This is a genomic window from Campylobacter sp. MIT 12-8780 (assembly GCF_006864535.1).
Taxonomy (GTDB): Bacteria; Campylobacterota; Campylobacteria; order Campylobacterales; family Campylobacteraceae; genus Campylobacter_D.
Window position 1 is genome coordinate 139,603 of the sequence record NZ_QHLL01000003.1, and the last position, 25,111, is coordinate 164,713.

Annotated in this window: 23 protein-coding genes and 1 tRNA gene; 4 read left to right on the top strand and 20 right to left on the bottom strand. The window is 35.4% G+C overall.

From position 1 onward, the window contains the following. Nucleotides 1-56: 56 nt before the first annotated feature. Nucleotides 57-710: a potassium channel family protein gene (locus DMB95_RS03295; RefSeq protein WP_142930908.1), complete on the bottom strand. Its 654-nt coding sequence runs from the start codon at nt 708-710 to the stop codon at nt 57-59. Then, the gene (locus DMB95_RS03300; protein ID WP_142930909.1) at nt 707-2,050 is read right to left on the bottom strand and encodes a TrkH family potassium uptake protein; all 1,344 of its coding nucleotides are present in this window, start codon (nt 2,048-2,050) and stop codon (nt 707-709) included. Before DMB95_RS03300 ends, DMB95_RS03295 begins: the two co-directional genes overlap by 4 nt. A 142-nt stretch (nt 2,051-2,192) precedes the next feature. Here DMB95_RS03300 and DMB95_RS03305 point away from each other — a divergent pair. Next, nucleotides 2,193-2,268, top strand: a tRNA-Phe gene (locus DMB95_RS03305). Between the two features lie 49 nt (nt 2,269-2,317). Here the strand turns inward: DMB95_RS03305 and DMB95_RS03310 are convergent. The 9 genes from DMB95_RS03310 to glmU form a co-directional block, all read right to left on the bottom strand. Continuing rightward, complete coding sequence (locus tag DMB95_RS03310) at nt 2,318-3,553, bottom strand: MFS transporter (RefSeq protein WP_142930910.1); 1,236 nt, start codon at nt 3,551-3,553, stop codon at nt 2,318-2,320. A 51-nt stretch (nt 3,554-3,604) separates the two neighbouring features. Continuing rightward, nucleotides 3,605-4,474 (bottom strand): cysteine ABC transporter substrate-binding protein, encoded by an 870-nt coding sequence (locus tag DMB95_RS03315; RefSeq protein ID WP_142930911.1) that lies wholly within the window; start codon nt 4,472-4,474, stop codon nt 3,605-3,607. Nucleotides 4,475-4,591: 117 nt separating this feature from the next. Then, nucleotides 4,592-5,308, bottom strand: a complete 717-nt coding sequence (gene truA, locus DMB95_RS03320; protein WP_142930912.1) for a tRNA pseudouridine(38-40) synthase TruA — start codon at nt 5,306-5,308, stop codon at nt 4,592-4,594. Continuing rightward, nucleotides 5,309-6,334, bottom strand: coding sequence for an LptF/LptG family permease (locus DMB95_RS03325; RefSeq protein ID WP_142930913.1), 1,026 nt, complete (start codon nt 6,332-6,334; stop codon nt 5,309-5,311). Beyond that, nucleotides 6,318-7,100, bottom strand: a complete 783-nt coding sequence (locus DMB95_RS03330) for a prepilin peptidase (RefSeq protein ID WP_142930914.1) — start codon at nt 7,098-7,100, stop codon at nt 6,318-6,320. Before DMB95_RS03330 ends, DMB95_RS03325 begins: the two co-directional genes overlap by 17 nt. Beyond that, nucleotides 7,097-7,765, bottom strand: coding sequence for a polyprenyl diphosphate synthase (gene uppS, locus DMB95_RS03335; RefSeq protein ID WP_142930915.1), 669 nt, complete (start codon nt 7,763-7,765; stop codon nt 7,097-7,099). Before uppS ends, DMB95_RS03330 begins: the two co-directional genes overlap by 4 nt. Before the next feature lie 2 nt (nt 7,766-7,767). Further along, a complete protein-coding gene (locus DMB95_RS03340; RefSeq protein ID WP_142930916.1) occupies nt 7,768-8,385 on the bottom strand; it encodes a hypothetical protein in 618 nt (205 codons plus the stop codon). Then, nucleotides 8,386-9,543 (bottom strand): bifunctional phosphopantothenoylcysteine decarboxylase/phosphopantothenate--cysteine ligase CoaBC, encoded by a 1,158-nt coding sequence (gene coaBC, locus DMB95_RS03345; RefSeq protein ID WP_142930917.1) that lies wholly within the window; start codon nt 9,541-9,543, stop codon nt 8,386-8,388. Then, nucleotides 9,540-10,832 carry a bifunctional UDP-N-acetylglucosamine diphosphorylase/glucosamine-1-phosphate N-acetyltransferase GlmU gene (gene glmU / locus DMB95_RS03350; RefSeq protein WP_142930918.1) on the bottom strand — a complete coding sequence of 431 codons (1,293 nt, stop codon included), beginning with the start codon at nt 10,830-10,832 and terminating at the stop codon, nt 9,540-9,542. The genes coaBC and glmU overlap by 4 nt, the downstream gene beginning before the upstream one ends. A gap of 176 nt (nt 10,833-11,008) precedes the next feature. Here glmU and fliP point away from each other — a divergent pair, with 176 nt between their 5' ends. Then, a complete protein-coding gene (gene fliP, locus DMB95_RS03355) occupies nt 11,009-11,746 on the top strand; it encodes a flagellar type III secretion system pore protein FliP (RefSeq protein WP_142930919.1) in 738 nt (245 codons plus the stop codon). A gap of 35 nt (nt 11,747-11,781) precedes the next feature. Here fliP and DMB95_RS03360 read toward each other — a convergent pair whose 3' ends face one another. The 9 genes from DMB95_RS03360 to DMB95_RS03400 form a co-directional block, all read right to left on the bottom strand. Further along, nucleotides 11,782-12,678 (bottom strand): EamA family transporter, encoded by an 897-nt coding sequence (locus DMB95_RS03360; protein ID WP_142930920.1) that lies wholly within the window; start codon nt 12,676-12,678, stop codon nt 11,782-11,784. Between the two features lie 27 nt (nt 12,679-12,705). Further along, on the bottom strand, nt 12,706-13,107 hold the full coding sequence (locus tag DMB95_RS03365) for a CoA-binding protein (protein WP_142930921.1): 402 nt from the start codon (nt 13,105-13,107) through the stop codon (nt 12,706-12,708). A 14-nt stretch (nt 13,108-13,121) separates the two neighbouring features. Next, entirely contained in the window at nt 13,122-14,333 is a 1,212-nt protein-coding gene (ilvA, locus tag DMB95_RS03370; protein ID WP_142930922.1) for a threonine ammonia-lyase, read from the bottom strand. Nucleotides 14,334-14,445: 112 nt separating this feature from the next. Further along, nucleotides 14,446-15,492 (bottom strand): tRNA (uridine(54)-C5)-methyltransferase TrmA, encoded by a 1,047-nt coding sequence (gene trmA / locus DMB95_RS03375; protein WP_142930923.1) that lies wholly within the window; start codon nt 15,490-15,492, stop codon nt 14,446-14,448. Next, nucleotides 15,493-17,298, bottom strand: coding sequence for a Na+/H+ antiporter NhaC family protein (locus tag DMB95_RS03380; RefSeq protein WP_142930924.1), 1,806 nt, complete (start codon nt 17,296-17,298; stop codon nt 15,493-15,495). It abuts the gene before it with no gap. Then, on the bottom strand, nt 17,295-18,050 hold the full coding sequence (locus tag DMB95_RS03385) for an SDR family NAD(P)-dependent oxidoreductase (protein WP_142930925.1): 756 nt from the start codon (nt 18,048-18,050) through the stop codon (nt 17,295-17,297). Before DMB95_RS03385 ends, DMB95_RS03380 begins: the two co-directional genes overlap by 4 nt. Next, entirely contained in the window at nt 18,047-19,279 is a 1,233-nt protein-coding gene (locus DMB95_RS03390; protein ID WP_142930926.1) for an ankyrin repeat domain-containing protein, read from the bottom strand. The genes DMB95_RS03385 and DMB95_RS03390 overlap by 4 nt, the downstream gene beginning before the upstream one ends. Nucleotides 19,280-19,370: 91 nt before the next feature. Beyond that, nucleotides 19,371-21,917: a bifunctional aconitate hydratase 2/2-methylisocitrate dehydratase gene (locus DMB95_RS03395; protein ID WP_142930927.1), complete on the bottom strand. Its 2,547-nt coding sequence runs from the start codon at nt 21,915-21,917 to the stop codon at nt 19,371-19,373. Between the two features lie 117 nt (nt 21,918-22,034). Continuing rightward, complete coding sequence (locus tag DMB95_RS03400; RefSeq protein WP_142930928.1) at nt 22,035-23,297, bottom strand: acyltransferase; 1,263 nt, start codon at nt 23,295-23,297, stop codon at nt 22,035-22,037. Between the two features lie 146 nt (nt 23,298-23,443). On the opposite strand from DMB95_RS03400, the gene DMB95_RS03405 reads away from it, so the two are divergent. Together DMB95_RS03405 and DMB95_RS03410 are read left to right on the top strand one after the other, a co-directional pair. Continuing rightward, a complete protein-coding gene (locus DMB95_RS03405; RefSeq protein ID WP_142930929.1) occupies nt 23,444-23,647 on the top strand; it encodes a hypothetical protein in 204 nt (67 codons plus the stop codon). Between the two features lie 89 nt (nt 23,648-23,736). Next, the gene (locus DMB95_RS03410) at nt 23,737-25,110 is read left to right on the top strand and encodes an MBOAT family O-acyltransferase (RefSeq protein ID WP_137633289.1); all 1,374 of its coding nucleotides are present in this window, start codon (nt 23,737-23,739) and stop codon (nt 25,108-25,110) included. The last annotated feature ends 1 nt before the right edge of the window (nt 25,111 follow it).

A 25,111-nucleotide genomic window follows, 5' to 3' on the forward strand; every position in this document is an offset into this window, starting at 1 on the left:
AATAGCGACAATTTAAGAAGAAAATCAAAATAAGCCTTTTTATCAAAATCTAAATTTTAATGCTCAAATTCCTCTAATTCTTTTGCTGTGCCGAGCAAAATGACGCTATCTCCAGCATCAACTAGGGTGGTAAGAAGTTCTGGCAAAAGCTCCCAATCACTTGAGCCTTTCTTTTTGTATCCTATCAAGCGCATATTTTGAGCGATTTGTTGCAAGCTGCGTCCCACTAGACTATCATTGATGATGATTTTCACAGCACGGACAGTATTTGCTGAGATATCAATCACCTCAAATTCAGTATGTAGTAAAAACTCCTTAGCAAGCCTTATGGCACTTTCTTTTTCTGGATAAATCACCTTTGAAGAGCCGAGTTTTGAAAGAATTTGTCCGTGTATCAAAGAAGTGGCTTTTGTGATCACGGTTTCAACGCCAATGTCTTTTAACGCCATTAGAGTGAGTATGCTTTTTTCGACATTTTCGCCTATACTCACGATGACAACATCGATATTGTGAAAGCCAGCTTCTTTAAGAGCGACAGCATTAGTTGAATCAAGTATATACGCACAACTTACCTTGTCTTGCAACTCTTTAAGGCTGTTTTCATCTCGATCAGCAACAATCACGCTTTGTCCGCCGTTAATCAGTTCATTTGCAATCACTGAACCAAATTTACCAAGTCCTATAATCCCATAAGTTTTTCCATTTTTCATAGATAAATTTTCCCTTCTGGATATTTGATGTATTTTTCCTTATCTTTTGTAAAAATTGCCACTAAAAAGGCAAAAACGCCAATCCTTCCACTTATCATCAACACTATAATAACAAGTTTTGCATCATCGCCAAAAAGCGCACTTAAAGAAAGCGTGCCACCATCACCAACTGATACTCCAACGGTTGCAAAAGCTGAACTTGTCTCAAAAAGCAGATAAATAAAACGCACATCACTCTCAAGCAAACTCAAGAGTAAAACGCAAGTTACTATATAAGTAGCTGATCCAACAGCGATAACAAAAGCTCTTTTAACCACTTCATCTGGAATTTCATAATGAAAAACCCGCACACGTCCATTTTTAATCACCCAATAAGTATAAATAATCAAAACCGCAAAAGTTGTTACCTTTATACCGCCTGAAGTTCCACCCGGTCCCCCACCAATAATCATAAACAAAGAGCCAAAAAATAAACTTGCATCTTTAAAAGTGCTTAGATCAAGCGTATTAAAACCAGCAGTTCGGTAATTTACCGCTGTAAAATAAGAGCTTAAAAGCTTCTCAAAAAAAGAAAGTGCGCCAAGACTCTTGGCATTTGCATACTCAAAACAAAACACAGCCAAAGTTGCACTTAAAATCAGTGCAAGCGTGCTAATAAGCACTATCTTAGTATGCACACTCAAACCTGAAAGACGTTTTCTTTGAAATAAATACAACTCCAAAAGCACAAAATACCCTATACCACCAATGATAACAAGACTAGTGATGACAAAATTGATCCAAAAATCACCCCTATACGCTGCTAAGCCTGTTTCAAAGATAGAAAAACCAGCATTATTAAATGCTGAAATTGCGTGAAAAAAACCAAACCAAAGAGCCTGATTTATAGGCATATCAAGAGCAAAGCGTAAAAAAAGTAAAATTCCTCCGATAAACTCTACCATAAAAACAAAAAGCAAAATTTTTCGTAAAAAATCCACAACCCCTTCCATATGAGGATAAAGCAAGGATTCTTTAAGCATATTTCTTTCATGAAAGCCAATTTTTTTACGGATTAGCACATAAAAAAATACTCCAAGCCCCATATAACCAAGCCCACCAATTTGTATTAAAAACAAAATGATAATTTGTCCGCTCAAATTAAAATCAACGGCAGTATTTTTTACAATAAGTCCAGTCATAGAAATAGCTGAAACAGAAGTAAAAAGAGCATCAATCAAGCCAAGCTCTCCTTTTGCCACACCTTCAATGCGCAACAAAAAAGCACCCAAAAAAGCAATGATAATATAACCAAGAAATAAAAATCTCACGGTTTTTCTATCAAAATGCGTTTGTTTCAAAACAACTCCAATATAAATTTGTATCAAAAAGTTTGTATTGTAGCACAAAAAACTTAAATTTAAGGATAAAAATTAAGTTTTTTAAATTTTAGCTTTATCTAAGCAAAAAAAAGCTATAATCTCAACTTCTATTTTAAATCGTGGTTGGATAGCTCAGTCGGTAGAGCAGCAGACTGAAAATCTGCGTGTCGGCAGTTCGATTCTGCCTCTAACCACCATTTTAAGACTTTGTTTGCTTATAAATTTTATTCAGCTCAAAAATTACTTTTAAACTCTTCTTAAATAGGCATTATTTAAATGCCTTACCAAAAGCACGCAAAGCAAGCTACAAAGTGCCACAAAAACAAAATAATACCCCAAATACTTCTCATAAATTCCTCGAATGACAAAAGGCGTTACAAAAGCTAAAAGCGCATAAGATATATTATACGCAAAAGAAAGCCCGCTAAATCGAAGTTCAGGTTTAAAAACACTAGTCATAAAAATAGGTGCAAAAGAAATAATACCTTGCATAAAACACGCCAAAAGATAGTAAAATAAAAAGCGTTCATTATACAAGCCAAGCCCTATGCCAAAAACAGCAAAAAGCAAACTAAACAGCACACAAATTTTAAAATTCCCAAAAAAACTTGCCAAAGCTCCTTGTATAAGACTTCCAAAGATAATAGCAACTATAGCTAAATTTGAGTAAATCAAGCTTTGATTTGTATCAAAACCTAAAAGCGCGTTAAAATGCTGGGGAACTATGGTTAAAGTCGCTACCCCGCTTGTTAAAACCACGCTCATTAAAGCGCACACAAGCATGGCAAGTTTGTGTGTTTTTAAAGCCTCTAAAAGTGGAAAGCTAAGCAAGGTTTCATCTTTTCTAAGTTTTTCAAATACCGGCGTTTCACTGAGTTTTTTTCTCAAAAAGCAAGCTAAAACCCCAAAAAATCCACCTAAAATAAAAGGCAAACGCCAAGCCCAAGCCTTAAGCTCTTCTTGAGTGAAAATTTCATTAACAAGCAAGCTTACAAGCCCAGCCAAAAGCAAGCCTAGTGTTAAAGTTGCTGAGATAAAGCCAAGTGCAAGGCTTTTATACTTTTGACTTACAAACTCGCTCACAAAAACCCAAGCCCCACTTACTTCAGCACCTACAGCCAAACCTTGCAAAATGCGTATCACAAATAAAATTATAGTTGCTACAAGTCCTATACTTTCATAGCTTGGCAAAAAAGCAAGGGCAAAACTTGGCAGTATCATTAAAAGCATGGTGATGTAAAATACATCTTTTCGTCCCTTTTTATCACCAAAATGGGCAAAAACAACAGCCCCAAAAGGACGGGCTAAATACCCTGCTCCAAAGCTTATCCATACACCAATCTCAGCCCAAAAAGCATTATTTGGTGGAAAAAATATCTCTGCAAAAAGCTTAGCAAAAAAGACAAAAAGTATATAATCATAAAATTCTAAAATTCCACCCAAAGAAGCATATAGGGTGTTTTTAACCGCTTTTTTTCTCAAGAAAAGCCTTTTTAAGGATTAGAAGAAAAGAGGCTTAGAGCCTCTTTTGGATTAAAGCTTGCCGCCTTCGATAACAACGCTTTCTGGATTGATATCATCAGTGAAAGCTTCTTTTAAAGTTGCATCATAAGCTTTATGGAAAAACTGCTCATCAGCAAGCTTTACGATAAGATCATTGATAAAGTTTTTAAGCTCATCATTGCCTTTTTTTACAGCTGCAGCGATAACATCTTTGTTACCGAGTTCTTGGATAGCAACTTTGAAATTTGGCTTATCTTTTACCCAAGCAAATAAAAGCGTATTATCATGAGCTAAGGCTTGTCCGCGTCCATCAAGTAAAGCTGCAAAAGTCTCGGTGTTTTGATCAAATTTCAAGCTTTTGATCTCTGGATAATTCGTAGTAAAAAATGCATCAGCTGTAGTGCCTTTGTTTAAGATAAGAGTTTTATCTTTAAGATCATCAACACTTGTTACATTCAAATCTTGTGGCACAACTACGCCTAAAGCCACTTTCATATAAGGCAAAGTAAAATCAACTTGTTCAGCTCTTTCTGGAGTTTGAGTAAAATTTGCCAAGATAATATCAACTTTATCAGACTTTAAAAACTCAACGCGATTTGCTGCTTCAACAAGCACAAATTGCACCTTGTTTTCATCGCCTAAAAGCTCTTGTGCTATGCGTTTTGCAAAGACAATATCATAACCTTGATTTACCCCTTTTTCATCAACAAAACCAAAAGGAGGTTTGTCACCAAAAACGCCGATTCTCACTACGCCGTTATTTTTGATACTCTCAAGAGTTGAAGCTGCTTGAGTGTTAGCAGAAGTTGTGTTAGTATCTTCTTTTGAAGATGAGTTTGAGCAAGCGCTTAGAAACGCTACAAACAATGCCAAAATGGCAGAAGAAATGATTCTTTTCATTTATTCTCCTTGTGAAATTTATGATTGTTAAAAATCATATTAAATTACTACGAAAATGTAGCTTTGGCATTATACACGCTAAAAGTTTAAAGTATGATTAAATTTGTTTTATTTAATTTAATAGCTTATGGAACTTAAATATAGCCCATTTGCTGGGGCTAAAACTCGGCTTGATATACTTTTAGCCTCAATTTGATCTTGCAATTGCTTTAGCGTTATCTTGCCTTCAAGCACCCTTAGCACAGCAGCAACGCTAAGGCGAATTTGAGCCCTTAAAAAGCCATCAGCTTGAAAATAAAAGATCGTATAATGCCTAAATGCGTAAGCTTTTGCCTGAAACATTGTTTTAATGGTATTTTTATCGCTTTGCTTTTGAAAATACACAAAGTCGTGTTTGCCAAGAAATAAGCTCAAAGCAAGATTAGCCTTTTTTAAATCTATCTTTGGATAAAAAGTGCAATATGGGCTTAAAAATGGGCTAAAACAAGCATGATTAAACACATAACGATACGCTCTTTTTTTGGCATCAAATCTTGGCTGAAAGCTTTGAGGCACTTTATAGATGGCTTTTATATCTAAATGCGGGCGAGCGAATTTGTTGATTTGTTTTTTAAGATACTCAAGATCACTAAAATGCTCGCCACATTCTACGCTTGCGACATTTCTTAAGGCATGCACGCCCTTATCAGTGCGAGAAGCAAATAAAACTTGATTAAAAATGCCAAGATGAGCTAAAGCAGAGCTTAAATGATCTTGCACGCTATTTTTGTGAGGCTGGGTTGCTGAGCCTTGAAATTTAGAGCCATCATAAGCTAAGATAAGTTTAAGCTTCACTTAATACCTGCTAAGAATTTTAAATTTAAAATACAACACAGAAGCAAGCAAAAAGATCAAAAAGATTAAAATCACAGCCAGTAAAGGTGGCTGATAAAACACGCTTAAAGCCCCAAAATAAAGTGCAATCACCCCAAAAATCCCAAAATACACAAAACCTTTTTCATAGCGATAAGTTACCAAACCAAAGCACAAAGCAAAAAAGGTGCTAGCCACTGGAAAAAGAGCGATGAGAGTGTAAATAACAAATTCTTTTGCTTTTTTTTCATTTGAGTTCATATCATTCCAATACCTATAAAAAGGCTCTTTGTTTGTATCAAAACCACTCAACAAGGTATTGACAACTAAAGTATCAAAATGCCCCAAATACCAAGTATTGTTCTGCTCGAAGCTATAGACCTTGCCATCACTTAACTTAAACGCAAGGCTTTGATCGACTCGATCAAGCACGCCTTCTTTGGCGATGATGAGCTGTTCTTTAGGATTTGTTTTAGTGCTTGGGTGATACATAATGATATTTTCATATAAGCTTTGATTTTCTTTTTCTATGAATACAAGCCAATCTAAGAATTTTTGTCCGAATTCTCCGGTTTTAAGATTGAGCTTTACTTGAGTTTTTTTAAAATCCACAAAATTACTCTGCAAAGCCGCTGCGACTGGGATAAACACTAAAGCAACCACAAGCATAAAAGCACTCAACAAACAAGCGATTTTTAAGAAAAAATAGCCTATTTCTTTAGGCGAGAAACCAAGCGCAAAACACACTATACTTTCATTTTCCCTTGATAAGCGGTAAAGAGCTAAAGTTAGAGCGATAAAAAAACTTATCGGCAAGGTAAAAATAAGTATGCGAGGGATCATAAAGCTATAGAGTTTTAAAAAGTCTAAAAACGAAATTTCAATGCTTGCTGTTAGGCGAGCAAGCTGGATAAAAAATACCATAGAAACGATGAGAAAAAGCACTAAAAAAAGTGATAAATTTGTGCTTAAGAAATGATTTAAGCTGTATTTATAAACGAGTTTCATAATACCTTTCCATAAAAAAAATACAAACAAAAGCTAGGCTAAAAAAAGGAATCATTGCGATTTTGGGGCTTTTTTCACCTTTAAATTTCAAAACAAGCAAAAAAGGTAAAGCCATGCAGGCTGCTAGAAAAATCATCAAAAAGCCAAGCTTAAAGCCCAGCACTCCTGCTAAGGCTGCTACGATTAAAACATCAGCCTCGCCCATACTCTCAAGCACTTCATTTTGCTTTTGAAAATTGATGATAAAACTTACAAAGCTTTTCAGCAAAAACATAAAACCAGCAAATACTAAAGCACAAAGCAAAAAACCTTGCTCAAAATGCTCCAAAAAGACTAAATTAAACAGCTCTTCACTTTTAAAGCCAAGCAAAAAAGCACACACAAATGCTAGCCACAGCAAAAACTCAGGCACGCTTAAGAGATAAAAATCGATCAACGACAAGAGCAAAAGCACGCTTAAAAGCAAAATAAGCACAAAAAATTCACTCAAACTTGAGCTAAAAACAAAACCAAGCACAAAAAGTAAAGCAGATAAACACTCCACAATCAAAAGTTCATAAGGAAGTTTAGCCCCACAAAAGCCGCATTTTCCTTTTAAAAACACAAAAGAAAAAAGAGGGATTAAATGATAAAACTTTAAATCATTTTTGCATACAAAGCAAAAGGACCTTGCCTTAAAAAGTGGCATTTGAAAGCAAAATCTTTGAGCTAAAGCAGTCAAAAATGAGCCTATGCAAAGTCCTAAAATTCCTACCAAAATTATCATTTACCAAAGGTTCTTTCGCGTTTTTGAAATTCTTTGATGATTTTTTTAAATTCTCTTTTGGTAAGTCCTGGAAAAAGAGTATTGCTAAAGCAAATTTCAGCATAAGCACACTGCCAAAGCAAGAAATTTGAAAGCCTCTTAGCATCCCCTACTCTTAAAAGCAAATCCACATCTAAAGGTAGATCTAAATTTGCACTGATATGAGCTTCATTTGGCTCCAAGCCCTTTTCAATACACCTTTTTACTGCACGCACTATCTCATCTTTTGAGCCATAACTTATAGCTAAATTGACACATAAAAGCGTGCAATCACAAGTGAGCTCTTGAGCTTTTTTAATCTTAGCTTGCAAATGAGGCTCAAGGCGACTTAAATCCCCAATAGCCCTTAATCTTACATTGTTTTCAACAAAACGCTCAAGGCTCTCATCAAGCACCTTTTCAAGCAGTTTAAAGATAAACTCAATCTCATCTTTTGGACGCGCCCAATTTTCAGTACTAAAAGCAAAAAGACTAAGCTCTTTTACACCTTCTTCAACGCAAACTTGCATTAGTCTTTCTATAGTTTTTAGCCCTCTTGAATAGCCAAGTTTTGCTAAAAAGCCATTTTGCCTTGCCCAACGCCTGTTGCCGTCCATTACCACTGCAAGATGATTGAGTGTGTTCATATTTATCCTTTAAAATCAAGCCGTTTTTTTACTTTAAAAAGAGCTGTAAGTTTAGTTTGCTGAAAAATAGCAAATCCTAAATGCTTGCTTAAAAAATTCGCCACCTTAAAAAAAGGCGTATAAAGCTTTACACCCTCTTCTTCAATGATAAGCTTTAAGCTTCCAAATACGCTAAAATACAAATAAAGCTCGGTTTTTTTTGCTCCTACTCTAAGCTGAAACAAACAAGCCTTATCTTCAAAAACAAAGGGGATATGATAGATATTTTCATAACTTGCAAAAAGCATAGCCTTAAAAAGCTCAAAGCTTGCCTTATCTTTAGCGTTGATTAAGTTTTCAATCACAAAAGCCTTAAAATCAAAATCGTGTTCTAAAAGCCTTAATATAAGCTTAAGTCCCTCTTCATAATATATAAGTTCTGGCTTTTGAGCAAGATTTTTAAAAGTGATCACACCGCCTTTATCTGTATAAAGCTCAGCCAAATATTCAGCCCCTACCTCAAGCTCAATATGACTTTTGGTGCTGACTTTTTTATGATTTAAAAGCAAGGTATAGTTATTATATCCTGTTTTTTCAAGCACCTTCATTTGCACTGGTAAGGTTGCATTAATCATACTCATTTATAAGCCTTTACACAAATGAGCGATTTCAAAAGCAAGTTCTTCTTTATCTTTAAGATCAAGTTTTACACTTTTATCCTTGAAAAAAAGCTCAAATTCGCTTTTTGTAGAGCCAAACTCAACCTTGCCTTTGCTGAGTATATTTAAACATACCATATCAAGCTTTTTTTCTTGAAGCATATTTTTAGCATTTTGAAGGGCATTTTGCTTATCAAGTTCCATCTTAAAGCCTATTTTTTTACCCTTAAATTCACAAGTTTTAAGCACATCGATATTTGTTTTTAAATGCAAATCAAGTCCTTGTGGGTGATCTTTTTTCTTTACCTTGCCCTTAAAACCCTCGCACACAAAATCACTTACCGCAGCTGCCATAAACAAATAATCCTCATTTTTATAAGCTTTAAGCAAGGTTGCAAGTTCCTTAGAGCTTTCAAAAAGCTTTAATTCATAAGGCGTATCAAAATGCACCGAGCTTAAAAGTGTAACCTTAGCCCCTAAAAAATAAAAAGCATCAGCTAAAGCCTTAGCCATTTTTCCGCTTGAAAAATTACTAATGCACCTTACCTCATCAATCTTTTCTTTAGTGCCTCCACCAGTGATAATAATGCTTTTATCAGCCCAAAAATCTTGCTTTAAAAGCATTCTTTTGCTTTCATTAAAAATGCTTTGAACCTCAGCTAAAGCTCCAACGCCCTCATCTTTGCAGGCTAAAACTTTTGAAATAGGCTTAATGATAAGGGCTTTGTTTTGCTCTAAAAGTTTTAAAGAGTTTTGGGTACTAAAATGCAAATACATAGCCGTATTTGCAGCAGGAGCGATGATAAGAGGAGCTTTTGTGGCGATTAGAGTTTGGATAAAAAGTGTATCGGCTATACCTAAGGCAAGTTTGTTGATAGAGTTTATACTTGCTGGAGCAAAAAGGATAAGATCACAATCCTTGCTAAAAGCGATATGATTTTTATCATTTTCCCAGCTTTCATTTAAGCCGTGTAAAACCTCATCAGCCAAAGCCTCAAAGCTCATAACGCTTGCAAATTTAAGCACACCATCACTAAGCAAAACCTTGACCCTAAAGCCTTCTTTTTTAAACAAAGAAATGAGCTCATAAGCCTTATAAAAGGCTATGCTTCCACTTACGGCAAGTAAAATCGTTTTCATTGGAGTCCAAATTTTTTATAAAAAAAGTCTTTGACTATCTTTTTTTCGGCTCTATTGATAAATAAGCTTCCTTTTGGCACACACCCACTTACACTACTACCAGCTGCGATAATAACCTCATCTTCTATTTCAACAGGAGCGATGAGCTGAGTATCTGAGCCTATGAAAACTTTTTTACCTATGATGGTTTTGTGTTTTTTAAGCCCATCATAATTACAAGTGATAGTCCCACAGCCCACATTCGTGCCCTCATCTATCTCACAATCGCCCAAATAGCTTAAATGTCCAGCCTTTACGCCCTTAAGTTTAGCGTTTTTACACTCTACAAAATTACCAATGTGAGTATTTACAAGCTCGCATTTTGGACGCAAGTGGGCTAAAGGTCCTAGATCTGAGTTTATCACAACGCTATCTTCAATCACACTTGAGCTTTTAATGATAGAGTTTTCAATCACACTTTTACCCTCTATACGCACATGTTCATAAATTTCGCATTCTCCTTTAAAAACAGCTTCGCAGCTGATAAAACTTGAGCTAGGATTATGAAAAATCACGCCTTGTAGCATAAGCTCTTTTTTAATACGATCTTGCATTAAGGTTTCAGCTGTGCTTAGCTCAAATTTATCATTTACGCCCATAAACTCAAGCTCATCAACAAAGCAAGCTTTCACACTAGCATTTAAGTTCTTAGCTAAGGCAATGGCATCGGTTAGATAATACTCCTTTGCCGCATTTTGGTTTGAAATTTGAGGCAATACCTGAGCAAGAATTTCACTTTTAATCACATACACGCCACTATTACAAATGCTAATTTTCCTCTCATTCTCATTTGCATCTTTAAATTCGACGATTTTTTGTACTTCATCATTTTTAAGCACCACTCTGCCGTAATTTTTTGGCTCTTTGCTTTCAAAGACAGCCACGCCAAAATCAGCTTGTAAATCCCTCATTTTTTCCAAACTTTTTTGAGTGATTAAGGGCATATCCCCACACAGCACTAAAAGCCTTTCATATTTTGGTGTATAGCCTTTTAAAGCTCCTGCGGTTCCTGGGTAATGCTCTAAATCTTGAGTAAAAAAACGCACATTTTTAAAGTCTTTGCAAATTTCTTCTTCTATGAGTTCTTTTTGATGAGAAAGCACCACACTCACATCATCGCTGATTACAAAAGCTTGTTTGAGTATATGAAAGATCATAGCCTTGCCACTTAGACTTTGTAAAACTTTAGCCTTATTTGACTTCATTCTTGTTCCAAGTCCAGCTGCTAGGACAACTACAGAAATGCTCATTATATTTCCTTGAAAAATTTCTTATATTGTAGCAAGTTAAAGTTAAAAAGGCTTGATTTTAGGGTGTAAATTGGCTATGGAATTTTTGAATTTATCTTGATTTTTATAGCTCTTTTAACCCAAATTTCAGTGATGAAATTCTATAATCAGCTTTTAGATTAAAATAAGGCTTCATTTTGAAAATTATCTCTTTGCTTTTTTTGCTTAGCTCTGTTTTATTTGCTGCTCCTGAAGCAACTATACCAAGCGTAAATTTAAGCTTAAGCGCACCAGATAGCCCACAACAGCTCGTTACCGTGATGAATATCATCATCGTTTTAACCATACTTGCCCTAGCTCCTACCATAGTTTTTGTGATGACTTCTTTTTTAAGGCTTATCGTGGTATTTTCTTTTTTAAGACAAGCCTTAGGCACCACAACCATGCCACCAAATACCATACTTTTAACCTTTGCTTTAGTGCTTACCTTTTTCATCATGGAGCCAACAGCAACAAAGGCTTATAATGAAGGTGTGCGTCCTTACTTAGCAGAACAAATTGGCTATGAAGAAGCCTTTGATAGAGCAAGTCGCCCTTTTAAAGACTTTATGCTTAAAAACACAAGAGAAAAGGACTTAGCTTTATTTTACCGCATACGAAACCTGCCAAATCCTCAAACTATCAATGATGTGCCCTTAACCATCATCGTGCCAGCCTTTGTGATTTCTGAGCTAAAAACAGCTTTTGAGATAGGTTTTTTGATTTATTTGCCTTTTTTGGTTATTGATATGGTCATTAGTTCAGTTTTAATGTCTATGGGTATGATGATGCTTCCGCCTGTGATGATTTCACTACCTTTTAAGCTACTCATATTTGTGCTTGTTGATGGTTGGAATTTGCTTGTGCAAAAACTTGTTGAAAGCTATATGCTCTAACTTTTCTAACAATGATAAAAAAGTAAAAACAAATTTTAAATTTTCGTCCCTTTTTCATAATGCTTGATGATTTTATAATGAATCCACAAAGAAAAAAACATCAAGGCTGTGCCTATGCTTATACGCACAAGTTCAGCTGTGCTAAAATGAACTTGTTTTTCTGGGAAAAAAAGCCAGATTAAAAGTGCATTAGCTAATACAGCAGCTGGTATAAGAGCGTTATTCATAATGGCAAGCACCCCACTATCTACCATAGTTGCTCCCTTGTTCCACCAAAAATACCCAAGCCCAGAGGCAATAAGCCCAAGATAGATTAAAACAGCCCAAGAACTTGCACTTTTTGGCAAATTTGAGCTATCTCCAAGTGTAAAAAAGGCTAAGCCAGCGATGAGACTTGCTCCTAAATGAAAATACCCAAAAATACTTTTTTGATCCTTAATAGGCTCTTTTTCAAGCACGATTTTATAAAGACTTTGAGCTGTGCCAAAGACTAAATTTGCTCCCTGAATGAGTAAAAAGCCTATGAGGAAATTTGAGCTTAAATCATTTGCTTTGATAATATAAGCTCCAAGCACGCAAATACTTATACTTAAAAGATAAAAGGCTCTAAAGCGATGAGAAAATAAATCATAAATCAAGCTCACATAAAAAGGCGTAAAGATAGTAAAAAGAGCCACTTCAGCTACACTTAAATACAAAAAAGAATGGTAATAAAATATATACATAATGCCAATTTGCAAGCCACCTATACCCATAAATTTAAGCTTTAAAGAGTTTTTGCACTGCCAATTCAAAAAAGGCAAAAACACCAAAAAAGCTAAAAACACACGCATAAAAATGGCAAAAAAGCTATCCATTTGTCCGCTGATAAAATAGCCTATGAGCGGAAAAGAAAAAGCCCAAATACAAGTAACAATGATAAGATAATTCATACAATCCCCATTTAGCTTAAAATTCTATTATATACAAGCTCTTTTTTCAAGCTCGATTTTCATACACCTATCTTGCACAAAGCAAATTCCAGCCTTTTTGCATTCTTCTTTGACTTTTTCATTTGTGATACCAAGCTGGAGCCAAAAGTTTTTAATGCCTTTTTTCTTGATGATAGGCAAAAGCTCATCTGCAAATTCGCCCTTTCTAAACATCAGCACTAAATCCACCTTTTCATTTATATGCTCAAGACTAGGCACAGCAAGCTTATCAAAAAGCATAAGCTCTTTTGGATAGATAGGAAAAACCTCAAAACCATGCTCTTGCAAGCATTTGCTTACATAATGACTTGGCTTGCTCTCATCTGGACTTAAGCCAACAACGGCAACTTTTTTGCAATTTTTTATGATATATTCGATATTTTCTTGCATTTTTCTTCCTTTCTTTAGCTGTTTTCGCTGAAAATGAAGCCTTTAGAGTGCAAAATTTGCCTCAAGCTTTCTTGGTGCTCTTTACCTTTAGTTTCAAGTGTGATGCTAATCATAGCATCTCCATAATTGAGCTTAGTTGAAAAGCGATCATAGTCAATCTTTATGATATTTGCTCCAGCTTCTTTTAAGGCTTCACTAAGTTCTAATAAGGCTCCTGGTTTATCCACAAGAGTAACTGAGATAAGCATTTTGCGGTGTGCCTTAAAAAGCCCTTTTTCTATGATGATATTAAGCATTTGCACATCTATATTGCCCCCACTTAGCACTACGCCTACTTTTTCATCGTTTTGAAACTCGATCTTGTGCTGAAGCAAGCTTGCTACGCCCACAGCTCCAGCGCCTTCAACGATGATTTTATGCTTTTCAAGCAAGAAAAGCACAGCCCTAGCAATCTCCTCATCATCAAGCTGCACGAACTCATCAACACTTTCTAAGATAAGATCTAAATTCACCTTATGAGCGTCCCTAACGGCTATGCCATCAGCTATAGTGCGAACGGATTTTGAGTTTTTAATCTTTTTTGCCTTAAAGCTATCATGCATTGCAGGAGCGCCTTTTGCACTTGCTGCTATGATTCTTATTTTTGGATTGATTTGTTTTGCAGCACTTGCTATGCCTGAGATGAGCCCACCTCCACCAACAGGCACGATTAAAGTGCTTAGATCACTGATCTCATCAAGCATTTCAAGAGCAAGTGTGCCTTGTCCAGCCATAACCTGCTCGTCTTCAAAAGGATGTATGAAGCTAAGTTTGTGTTCTTTGGCATATTGTAGAGCAAAGCTATAGGCTTCATCAAAATTATCCCCTTTTAAAAGCACTTCAGCACCTAAAGCCCTAGTGGCTGAGACTTTAAGAAGGGGAGTTGATTCAGGCATGATGATGATAGCTTTGGCTTTAAATTCTCGTGCAGCTATGGCTACACCTTGGGCGTGGTTGCCAGCACTTGCTGCTATTACTCCAGCTTCTAGGGCTTTTTTATCAAGGTTTGCGATTTTATTATAAGCTCCTCGTATCTTATAAGCTCCAGTAAGTTGTAAATTTTCATTTTTAAGATAAATTTTTGCCTTGCAAATTTCACTGAGCTGACTTGAGTAAGTAAATGGTGTTTTTATGATAAAATCAGCGATTTTTTGTTTGGCTTGATAAATTTTATTGAGCTCTATCATTTTGAGTATTCCTTTTTTTGCTAAGCATTAATCATAGCTTTATTTTGCTTAAATTTTGCAAAAATAAAATACAAGCTTTATCTTAGCTTTAAATACAATTTCAAAGCTAAAATTATTTTCTTTCCAAAATCACTCCACATTCAAGGTGAGAAGTGTGAGCAAATTGATCAAAGATCGCAAAATGTTTGATTTTGTGACTTTTGCTTAAAATGTCAAGATTAGCTTTAAGTGTAAGTGGATTGCATGAGATGTAAATGATATTTTTAAAATGAGAAATAAATTCTAAACTAAGCTCATCAAGTCCAGCTCTTGGAGGATCAACAAAGACATGAGAGAACTTAAATTCATCTAAGTTTATATGCCTTAGTCTAAAAAATGCTCTTTCTTTTTTAAAGGCTTTAACAAGATCCTGGCTTGAAAGGCGGATAAAATCTATATTTTGACTTTGATTAAGCTCGCAGTTTTTAAGGGCAAATTCTATATTTTTCTTTGAAATTTCACTAGCTAAAACCCTATGAAAAAGCTTTGAAAGGGGCAGGGTAAAATTTCCATACCCACAATAAAGCTCTAGCAAATCATTTTTATCATCCTTTTTAAGCTTATTTAACACCCAAGAAATCATAGTTTCATTCATAAAAGTATTAGGCTGCACAAAGCAATCATTGCTAAAGATATATTCAAATTTATCTTCATTTATATCAAGGCTTTGTTTGAGTTTTTCATCGCCAAAGATAAGTTTTTTGCCCTTGCATCTTGCGATGATGTTAGTATTTAAGTGTTTGCTAAGTTGAGCTAATTCATCTTGAAACAAAGTTATATCTGTATGATAAAGCAAGGTTATGCTAAAGCCTTTTTTTGTGCTTAAAAACTCTACGCCAAAAAGCTTATTTGAAAGGGTTTTGTTAGCATTTAAGCGCGCAAGTAAGCAAGGCATAAAGTTTTGAATTTGAGGCTCTGCAAAATCAAGACTTTGAATTTTTACCTTTTTCTTACCCTCAAAACTTGCATAACTTAAGCCTTGCTCGTCTTTATAAAAAGCAAGCTCGGCTCTGTTTCTATAGGCTTTTGAATGGTTTTGAAATTCCTCGATCTTAAGCTCATTTACAAGCTCTTTAAAAAGTTCTTTTGCAAACTGACTTTTTTTGGCAAAATCAGACATTTACACCTTTTTGCCAACAAATCTTAAAAGCAAGATCATAGCTACAAGCCCTAAAATAAGGCTTAACCAAACATTTAAACCAAAACTTACAGGCAAATACCCACAAAGTATGCTTATAACACAAACGCTAAGCGCATAAGGCATTTGCGTTTTAACATGAGCAAGCAGCTCACAACGACTTCCCATAGATGAAAGTATGGTAGTATCAGAAATCGGCGAGCAGTGATCGCCAAAAATGGCTCCGGTTAAAACAGCTGAGATATTTATCACCATATAATGATGAAGTTCTGCTCCGCTTAAGTCATTATGAAAGCCAACAGCAGCAGCCAAAGGTATGGTAAGAGGCATTAAAATTCCCATAGTTCCATAACTTGTGCCAGTTGAAAAAGAAATGATAGAAGCAAGCAAAAATACAGCTGAAGCTAACACAAAAAGTGGTGTGGTGCTTGAAAGAAGCTCGATAAGGTATTTTGAAGTGCCAAGATCTTTGATCGTAGAAGCCAAACTCCACGCACATAACAAAATGATAACCGTCATTATCATAGTCCTCCAGCCATGAGTCCAAGTCGCTATTCCTTCTTTTAAAGTCCAAATTTTACGCCAAATTCCCATGATAATAGCCACTATAGAAGCTAAAAGCGCAGCTTGAAAAAGCACCACAGAAGCATCAGCTGCCCCAAAAGTCTCACGCAAGGCAAAAAGGCTAAGTGGGCTTGCGTTAATTTGGGCTTTTAAAGCTTCATCTTCAAGGGCATTATATCCACTAAAATAAAAACCCACAAAAGCAAAAATAACCAAGATAAGTAAAGGTATAAGAGCATTGCTTGCTTTAAGGGCGATATGCTCTTTTGGCTCTAAGAGTTTATCTTCTATATTGTCAATTTGCTCGTGTCCGTGCGAAAACTTACCTGCTCTTGCATTAAGTTCAGCCTTAAGCATAGGACCAAACTCACGTCCCATAAAGATAGTCAGCAATACAAAAACGAGCATAAAAAGATTATAAAAGCGGTAAGGCAAGGTTTGCACAAAAATTTCAAAAGCATTCAGCGAAGCCCTATCAACCCCAAGAGCTGTAAAAATTTCAGCCGAATCAATCAAATCATATCCACTTCTAATCAGTGAAATTTCAAGCCCTATCCAAGTAGAGATGATAGCAAGCCCTGTAATAGGAGCAGCTGTTGCGTCCATGATAAAGGCAAGTTTTTCGCGACTTACTTTAAACTTATCAGTAACTGGACGCATGATAGGTCCAACTATTAAGGAATTTGCATAATCATCAAAAAACACAAAACATCCCATGCACCAAGTAGCAAATTGTGAGCTTTTAGCTTGTTTAGCTTTTTGAGAAAGCCACAAAGCTACAGCCTTAGTGCCTCCGCTTTTTGTGATTAAAGCGACTACGCCTCCTATGGTTAAAACTTGCAAGATAATACCAGCATTTCCAGCGCTTGCCATAGAATTTAAAAGCTTAAAAACAAGTCCGGTAAAAGCTCCTATTGTAGAATGATACAGCATAGCCCAAAAGCTTACTTGGGCTGAATTTAAAGAAGTTTCATTTGCAAGTTGAGTGTTTAAAAGCGTGGCTTCACTGCTAAGTCCATTTTGTGTTAGCGCAAGCATAAAAGTGCCCGTAAAAGCTCCTAAGAAAAGCGATAAAACCACATCTTTGCTTATAAAAGCAAGAGCGATAGCAACGATAGGGGGCAAAAGTGTAAAAACGCCAAAAAGCTGGGCGTTTTGACTTGCCAAATCAGGGCTTTGAGCCATTGCAAAAAGTGGTAAAAATAAGAAAAATGCAGCTTTCATAGAGTTTGTCCTTTTTCCACAAAAAAGCCATTCCAAGTCTGTGTTACAGGCATGAGTTCAAGCTCGTTGATATTGATATGATCGGGCAAGGCTAGTATAGAGCAAATGACTTTGGCTATATCTTCAGCGCTTAAATACTTGGTATTTTCATACAACTCATCAGCTTTTTTCTTATCACCCTTAAAACGCACCTCGCTAAATTCGGTTTTGCAAAGCCCCGGAGCGATATTTGTTACTTTGATATTTGAGCCTCTTAAGTCGTTTCTTAAAGCGAGTGAAAACTGACGCACAAAAGCTTTGGTGCCACAATACACATTGCCACCAAAATAAGGATTTACCCCAGCAACTGAGCCAAGATTAAAGATATAAGCACTTTTTTGTTTTCTTAAAAGCGGGATAACTGCCCTTGCTACATATAAAAAACCTCTGATATTTGTATCGACCATAGTTTCTATATCTTCAAGGGCAAGTTCGTCAAATTTTTGAGTTTCTAAGGCTAAACCAGCATTGTTTATGAGTATGTCTATATTTTGAAATTCACTTGGTAGATTTTTTACTGCTTCAAAAACAGCTTCTTTATCTCTTACATCAAGGGCTAGTGGATAAATCTGCCCTTGAAAATCTTTAGCTAAGTTTTCAAGTCTTTCTTTGCGTCTTGCAAGAGCGATGATTTTAAAGCCATCTTTGGCTAATGCCCTAGCTATAGCTTCTCCAAAGCCAGAACTTGCTCCTGTGATAAATGCTGTTTTCATTCTAAAGTTCCTTCATAAAATAAATTTGTGTTTTCTTCTAAGCCTAGTGTTTTAAGATAGGCTATGTTTTCATCTTTGTGTGCAAGTATGGCAAAATCAAGTGCGTTAAAACCCAAATCATCTTTTGCATTTATATCTACTTTATAGGTGGTTAAAAGCTTTAAGATATTTACATTTGCATAGCTTGCTGCGTGCATAAACACATTTTTTGAAGTATGCTCAAGCGCGCAAAGTGTGATATAATAAGGCGTATTGCCACTTATAGCTAATTTTTCGTTATTATTGATGTATCTTGCATTGACATTTGCACCTTTTTCAAGCAAAAGCCTGACGATATTTTCTTGGTTAAATTCTACCGCATAAAAAAGAGGAGTTTTGCCAAAAGCATTACTTGCATTGACATCAGCACCTTTTTGAATAAGAAATTGCGTATTTTCATAGCTTTCAAGAGCATAAAATAAAGCACTTTCATAGCCCTCATTGATCTTCGCACCAAATTGAATCAACTCATTGATGATACTTGTATCTCTCTTGCTTAAAAGTGCAGTTTGTAAGGCTATGCTAAGATCAATATCACTTGGTTTATTGGCATAGATATAGCCTTGAATTTGCCTTAAACCTTTGCTTTTATCGATAATGAGTTTTTGAAACTCGCTAATATCTTTAAAGATTTTCGTCTCACCCACAGCCCAAAATAAAAACTCATCTGTAGCCTTTTGTGCATAAATTCTAGCATCTTGTGCGTTCATCTTGTGCGTTTTTATAAAAAAATCCACAAAGGCTTTATTGGCTTTTTCAAGTTCTTCATTAAATGCGCGGTAAAGCCTGAAATTTCCTATACTTTGATACGCCCAATAACGAAAATATGCTTGAAACTCGCCTTTTTTATCCGCCAAATGACTTGGCGTTTGATACGAGCTTGGATCAAGTGCAAGCTGGGCGAGCAAAAGATGAAAAGAATCAAGATGAGTAAAATAATGAATTCCTCCACAAGAGCTATTATTGCCCCTGATTTCATTGCTAAGCTCATAAAGTCTTTTGCTAAAGCTTTGGTTTTTAAAACTTTTTTCACAAGTTCTTAATGTTTCTATGATCGTAGTATTAAGATCAAAAGCAGATCGTTTGTTTGCGCTTTGAAAGAGACTTTTATCTTGTTCTAAAAGTTCGCAACTTGCATACGCATTAAAGGTAAAAACCGCACAAAAAAGAAAGAAAAATAAAAATCTCAAAAAATCCCCTCAAAAGCTCACATTTTAAGGCAAAAACCCTAAAATGCTGTATTGGCTATAAAAATAAAAGTTAATTATAGCCAAAGTTCTCTTAATCCACAAGCTCAAAATCCTGAATCTCATTAAAATTAAGATATTTATAAATTTCGCTTTTTTTACTATCATCAAGCTTATCTTTAACAAGTTCAAGATATTCGCTCACGCTTGGCAAGCGTCCTAATAAGGCACAAACAGCAGCTAGTTCAGCACTGCCAAGATACACTTGTGCGCCCATACCCATTCTATTGTCAAAATTTCTAGTTGAAGTTGAAAATACTACAGCTCCATCAGCAACTCTTGCTTGATTGCCCATACATAGCGAGCAGCCCGGCACCTCAATGCGCGCTCCAGCTGCACCAAATACACTATAATACCCCTCAGCACTAAGCTGGGCTTTATCCATTTTCGTTGGTGGCACTATCCAAAGGCGAGTATCTATCATGCCTTTACCTTTTAAAATTTCGCCTAAAGCTCTGTAATGCCCTATATTTGTCATACAAGAGCCAACAAAAACTTCATCTATATGTTTTGGACGCTTGCTATCAGCTAAAACCTCACTTAAAGTCGCTACATCATCTGGATCATTTGGGCAAGCTAAAATAGGCTCTTTAATATCATTTAAATTAATCTCAAAAACATAAGCGTATTTTGCGTCCTTATCAGCCCTTAAAAGTTCAGGTTTTTCAAGCCATTTTTTCATCTTTTCAGCTCTTCTTGCAAGGGTTTTTTTATCTTCATAACCTGCTTCAATCATAGCTTGTATTAAGGTGATATTTGATTTGATATACTCACTTACACTTTCTACACTTAAATCCACACAGCACGCTGCTGCACTTCTTTCAGCCGAAGCATCGCTTAATTCAAAGGCTTGTTCGACTTTTAAATTTGGCAAGCCTTCTATTTCGAGGATTTTACCTGCAAAGATATTTTTCTTACCTTGTTTTGCTACGGTAAGCTGTCCTTCTTTGATCGCATAATAAGGTATAGCATTTACCAAATCCCTCAAAGTAACTCCGGGCTGAAGCTCGCCACTAAAACGCACTAAAATGCTCTCAGGCACATTTAAAGGCATAGAGCCAGTTACAGCTGCAAATGCAACAAGCCCACTTCCAGCAGGAAAAGAAATGCCTATAGGAAAGCGAGTATGAGAATCCCCTCCAGTGCCAACGCTATCAGGCAACACAAGGCGGTTAAGCCAGCTGTGAATGACTCCATCGCCGGGCTTTAAGCTCACGCCCCCGCGACTTGTCATAAAATATGGCAAAGTTTTATGTAAATTTGAATCACTTACCTTTGGATAAGCTGCAGTATGACAAAAGCTTTGCATAACCATATCAGCATTAAAACCAAGTGAAGCAAGCTCTTTGATCTCATCTCTTGTCATAGGTCCGGTTGTATCTTGAGAACCAACGGTTAAAGTCATAGGCTCTATATACATACCCGGACGCACGCCAGCAACTCCACAGGCTCTACCAAGCATTTTTTGAGCTAGAGTATAGCCTCCGCTTGAGTTTTTAGGCTGCTCTGCTTTGATGAAAATTTGCTCCGTTTCTAAGCCTAGAAATTCTCTAGCCTTAGCACACAAACCGCGTCCTATGATAAGTGGTATTCTTCCGCCTGCTCTTACTTCATCATAGATAGTATTTGGGCTGAGTTTAAATTTGGCTATGACTTCGCCATTTTTAACAAGCTCGCCCTTATAAGGATAAATTTCAAACTCATCGCCCATTTCAAGCTTGCTTACATCACACACTATAGGCAAGGCTCCGCTATCTTCTGCAGTGTTAAAGAAAATCGGCGCTATGGTTGAGCCCATAACTATGCCTCCTGTGCGTTTGTTTGGCACGCCTTTGATGTCTTTTCCCATATGCCATTGTATAGAGTTTATGGCTGATTTTCTACTAGAACCTGTGCCTACGACATCGCCTACATAGACTACTTCTCTACCGCTTTTTTTAAGCTCTGCTATCTTTTCAAGGCTGCCGCTCTGGCGGTTTTTAAGCATGGCTAGGGCGTGAAGTGGGATATCACTTCTTGTAAAAGCATCGCCTGCTGGACTTAAATCATCAGTATTTGTTTCTCCGGGGACTTTAAAGACGATACATTTTATAAGTTCAGGAAGCTTTTCTCTTTTTTCAAACCAAGTTGCATTTGCCCAGTTTTCTAAGACTTCTTTAGCATAAGTATTGCTTTTGCTTAGTTCGCAAATGGTATGAAAATCATCATGCACAAAGATGATATTTGAAAGCACTTTTGCAGCTTGTTTGGCTGTGTCATCTTGTTTTAACGCCTGGATTAAAACCTTAACATTATAGCCTCCAAGCATAGTCTCAAGCATATCTAAAGCCTTTGCTTTATCGATAACTTTACAGCTGATTTTTGACTTTAAAATTTGATCTAAAAACTCACATTTAACCAAAGCTGCATCATCAACGCCCGGATTGACTCGGTTTTCAAGTAAAAAGGCTAGTTCTTCGCTTGGCTCATCTTGTAAAGCCTTGCAAAGTGCTTTTGTTTGCTCTACATTTAAAGGAAGGGGCGGAATGCCTAAGTTTTCCCTTTCTTTTGCATTTTCTTGATAATCTTTGATAAAAGACATTTTCAAACTCCTTAATTTTTCTTTTAATTGTAACGATAAAAAGAAAAATTTTTCTTGAAATTTAAGAACTTCTTTATCTTTTCTTACAAAAACACACAAATTTAAATCAAAATAGTTTTATTTGTGAGTATTTTTGTAGCTGTTTTTAATCCTCTTTAACTCAAAGAAAAATTTCACATATCCTCCCTTAAGTATGTTTTTATGAGCTTGTATCAAAGCTTCTCCTAACTTATAACTTAAATGCTCTTTTGCTTTTAAAGCTTCTTCATAGTCTTTATAAATTTGCAAAGGTGGAAGTTTTAAATTTGGATTTATTTTAATTTGTTCTTGATAAAGTTTTTGAGCTTTTTTGTGTTTGTTTTGAATCTTAAGCAAAGTAAAAGGCAAGCTTATGATACCACTTGTATTTTTTGAGTTTTGTATCATTGCTAAGCCAAGTTTATAAGAAAGTGTGTTTTGAATTCTTTCTTTAGCTCCTTTTGGTTTAAAAATTTCTAGTTTTTGAAGTTCTTTACTATCCATAAATTTTAAGTCTTTAAAGGCTGTTTTGCCTTCATCTTTATATAATTTACATTCACTACTATCACTATCTTCAAACAAAGCAAAACGATTTTTTTCTGTGTTATTATAGATATAATCATACACAAACTCAAGCTTTTGCAAAGCTGTATCCATACTTTCTAGTTCTTTTTCTATTAGAGCTGGATTGAGGAATTTTTCTTTTTGGAAGGTGAATTTAAAATCTTCGGTTTGCATGGTTTTGTGCTGCTTGGTTTGGACTTTACCCCAATTACCAACACATGGATCTAATCTGCTCCAAAATACTTCATTTTTTATACATTGACTTGGATTTCCAGCATAAATAGCATTTGAAAACTTTTTACCAGAATTTACGCTTTTTGCTCCCAAAACGCTTCCACTTGCCACAACACAGCCTTTTAAAATCGCACTTTCTTGCCCACACCACACATGATCGCCTATGTAAATGCTTTTACTGAAATTATTTCTTGCATAAGTCTTGCTATTAAAAATCAAGTGATGATCACAGGTGCTTAGCCAAATTCCCCAAGAAAACATAACATCATCACCCAAAATGATATTTTTGCCCTCATACACCCGAAAATCTGCACCATTACTTGTGCTATTTTTGCCTATATAACAAAGCCCATGCGAATGTAAAACAAATCTTCCATTTATATGAATATTATCGGCAATAAATAAAAGTGCATTGTCTCCATAAAAAATTGCATTCACATTTACACTTTCTGCGGCAAAGAAAAGTATATTATCTCGTCCTTTAAATTCAAATTTAAGATTTTTTTGCTTGCTTAAATCCCCATAAATGATATTATTTCTTTCATCTTTTTGAAAAGGTATCATAAAAATTTGCTCCCCCCCCCCCCTACTTATATTTGAAAATAAAGTCCTAAATTTACCCTTTTTTACTTTAAAATATCCTAAATTTACCTTGTTGTATTTTAAAGCTAAAAAATATATGCTTGTGTAAAAATTTTTTGGAAAAAGCGATGACTCAAAGAGATTTAGCAGGCAGACTTGATATCAATGTCAAAACCTTACGCAAATGGAAAAAAGATCGTCCAAGAGTATATGAACTTTTAATGCTAGGACTTGAGGCTGAAAATATGCTTAAAGAACTGCAACAAAATGTGCAAAAATTTGAAGAGCTTTTATACAAACACAGCGAAGAGGCAACAAAACAAAAGTCTTAAAACTCAAATCCTTAACCCCACTTTAAGCCAAAATAAGCTAAAATCAAAGCTTTAATTTGCAAATTTAAATACACTCAAAAAAGGTAGAAATGACTTATTTTTCTTTAGAATTCGCACTAATGTTTTGTGCTTTTTTTGTGCTGTATTGGTGTTTTAAAGAAAGTTTTCGCGCACAAAATATCTTTATTTTAGCATTTAGCTATATAGTGTATATCTTGATGAATCCTTACTTTGCTCTTGTGCTTTTTGTTTATACCTTTTTTATTCATTATTTTGCTTTGTTGATTTTTGTGCGTCAAAAAAGATACATTTTTGCTGCTTGCATTTCTTTTGCGGTTTTGAATTTATGCTTTTTTAAGTATTTTACAAGTATTAAAGATAGCTTTGATCAATTTTTAGCGTTTTTTGGTTTTGAGTATTTAAATTCTGATCTTATTTTTCCAGTAGGCATTAGCTTTTATACTTTTGCTTCAATTACCTATCTTGTAAGCGTTTATAAAGAACACAAAATCGAAACTTTTTTAAATTTAGCCACTTATCTTTCCTTTTTTCCGACTTTATTAGCCGGTCCTATCATGAGAAGTGAGTTTTTTTTCAAACAAATTCATCAAAGAAGAGAATTTTCAAATGGCGATTTAATCATCTTTTTACTCGTCTTAGGTATCATCAAAAAGGTATTAATCGCTAATTACTTAGGCATTTACTCTAAAGAAATTTTAGCAAATCCTAGCACGCATAATTTCTTAGAGCTTTTGTGTGCGATATATGCTTTTAGCGTGCAAATTTATTGCGATTTTAGCGGCTATGTGAATTTAGTTACAGCTTTTGCTTTAATGCTTGGCTTTAACCTACCTAAAAACTTTGATATGCCTTATCTTTCAAAGAACTTAAAAGAATTTTGGAGCAGATGGCATATCTCGCTTTCAACCTTTATAAGAGATTACATTTATATCCCTTTAGGCGGAAGCAAAAAAGGGCGTATGCGAACTTATGTGAATTTGCTGATTGCTTTTGCGCTTTCTGGAATTTGGCATAACAATACCATCAATTTCTTATTTTGGGGACTTTTGCATGGGCTTGGGGTGGTGTTTTTGCATTTACCATTTATCCAAAAGATAAATTTGCAAAAAATTCCATATCTGGGGAGTTTTTTAACCTTTCATTTTGTGGCTTTTGCGTGGATATTTTTTTATTATCCAAGTTTTGACAAAGCATTTGAATACCTCAAAGCCTGCGTGGATAACTTCTTTTTTGAGCTTGAATACAAAGATATTTATATTTTTGCGTCCTTTGTGGCTTTATTTATCATCTATCCTTTATTTGTGAATTTTCAAAAACATTGCGTGCGAATTTTGCATATCACTCCTTTGTTTTTAAAGCCTATTTTGCTGGCTTTAATCTTACTTGTAGTTTTTGCGTTTATGCCAAGTGGAATACCTCAATTTATTTACGAGAGTTTTTAAG

Excerpts from the sequence above, each read along its gene's own strand:
- DMB95_RS03315 (WP_142930911.1), bottom strand. The coding sequence starts at position 4,474 with ATGAAAAGAATCATTTCTTCTGCCATTTTGGCATTGTTTGTAGCGTTT.
- DMB95_RS03325 (WP_142930913.1), bottom strand. The coding sequence starts at position 6,334 with ATGAAACTCGTTTATAAATACAGCTTAAATCATTTCTTAAGCACAAAT.
- DMB95_RS03360 (WP_142930920.1), bottom strand. The coding sequence starts at position 12,678 with ATGAATTATCTTATCATTGTTACTTGTATTTGGGCTTTTTCTTTTCCG.
- ilvA (WP_142930922.1), bottom strand. The coding sequence starts at position 14,333 with ATGATAGAGCTCAATAAAATTTATCAAGCCAAACAAAAAATCGCTGAT.
- DMB95_RS03405 (WP_142930929.1), top strand. The coding sequence starts at position 23,444 with ATGACTCAAAGAGATTTAGCAGGCAGACTTGATATCAATGTCAAAACC.
- DMB95_RS03340 (WP_142930916.1), bottom strand. The coding sequence starts at position 8,385 with ATGAGTATGATTAATGCAACCTTACCAGTGCAAATGAAGGTGCTTGAA.
- DMB95_RS03380 (WP_142930924.1), bottom strand. The coding sequence starts at position 17,298 with ATGAAAGCTGCATTTTTCTTATTTTTACCACTTTTTGCAATGGCTCAA.
- coaBC (WP_142930917.1), bottom strand. The coding sequence starts at position 9,543 with ATGAAAACGATTTTACTTGCCGTAAGTGGAAGCATAGCCTTTTATAAG.
- DMB95_RS03365 (WP_142930921.1), bottom strand. The coding sequence starts at position 13,107 with ATGCAAGAAAATATCGAATATATCATAAAAAATTGCAAAAAAGTTGCC.
- DMB95_RS03385 (WP_142930925.1), bottom strand. The coding sequence starts at position 18,050 with ATGAAAACAGCATTTATCACAGGAGCAAGTTCTGGCTTTGGAGAAGCT.
- trmA (WP_142930923.1), bottom strand. The coding sequence starts at position 15,492 with ATGTCTGATTTTGCCAAAAAAAGTCAGTTTGCAAAAGAACTTTTTAAA.
- DMB95_RS03410 (WP_137633289.1), top strand. The coding sequence starts at position 23,737 with ATGACTTATTTTTCTTTAGAATTCGCACTAATGTTTTGTGCTTTTTTT.
- DMB95_RS03395 (WP_142930927.1), bottom strand. The coding sequence starts at position 21,917 with ATGTCTTTTATCAAAGATTATCAAGAAAATGCAAAAGAAAGGGAAAAC.
- DMB95_RS03330 (WP_142930914.1), bottom strand. The coding sequence starts at position 7,100 with ATGATAATTTTGGTAGGAATTTTAGGACTTTGCATAGGCTCATTTTTG.
- glmU (WP_142930918.1), bottom strand. The coding sequence starts at position 10,832 with ATGAGCATTTCTGTAGTTGTCCTAGCAGCTGGACTTGGAACAAGAATG.
- uppS (WP_142930915.1), bottom strand. The coding sequence starts at position 7,765 with ATGAACACACTCAATCATCTTGCAGTGGTAATGGACGGCAACAGGCGT.
- DMB95_RS03295 (WP_142930908.1), bottom strand. The coding sequence starts at position 710 with ATGAAAAATGGAAAAACTTATGGGATTATAGGACTTGGTAAATTTGGT.
- DMB95_RS03400 (WP_142930928.1), bottom strand. The coding sequence starts at position 23,297 with ATGATACCTTTTCAAAAAGATGAAAGAAATAATATCATTTATGGGGAT.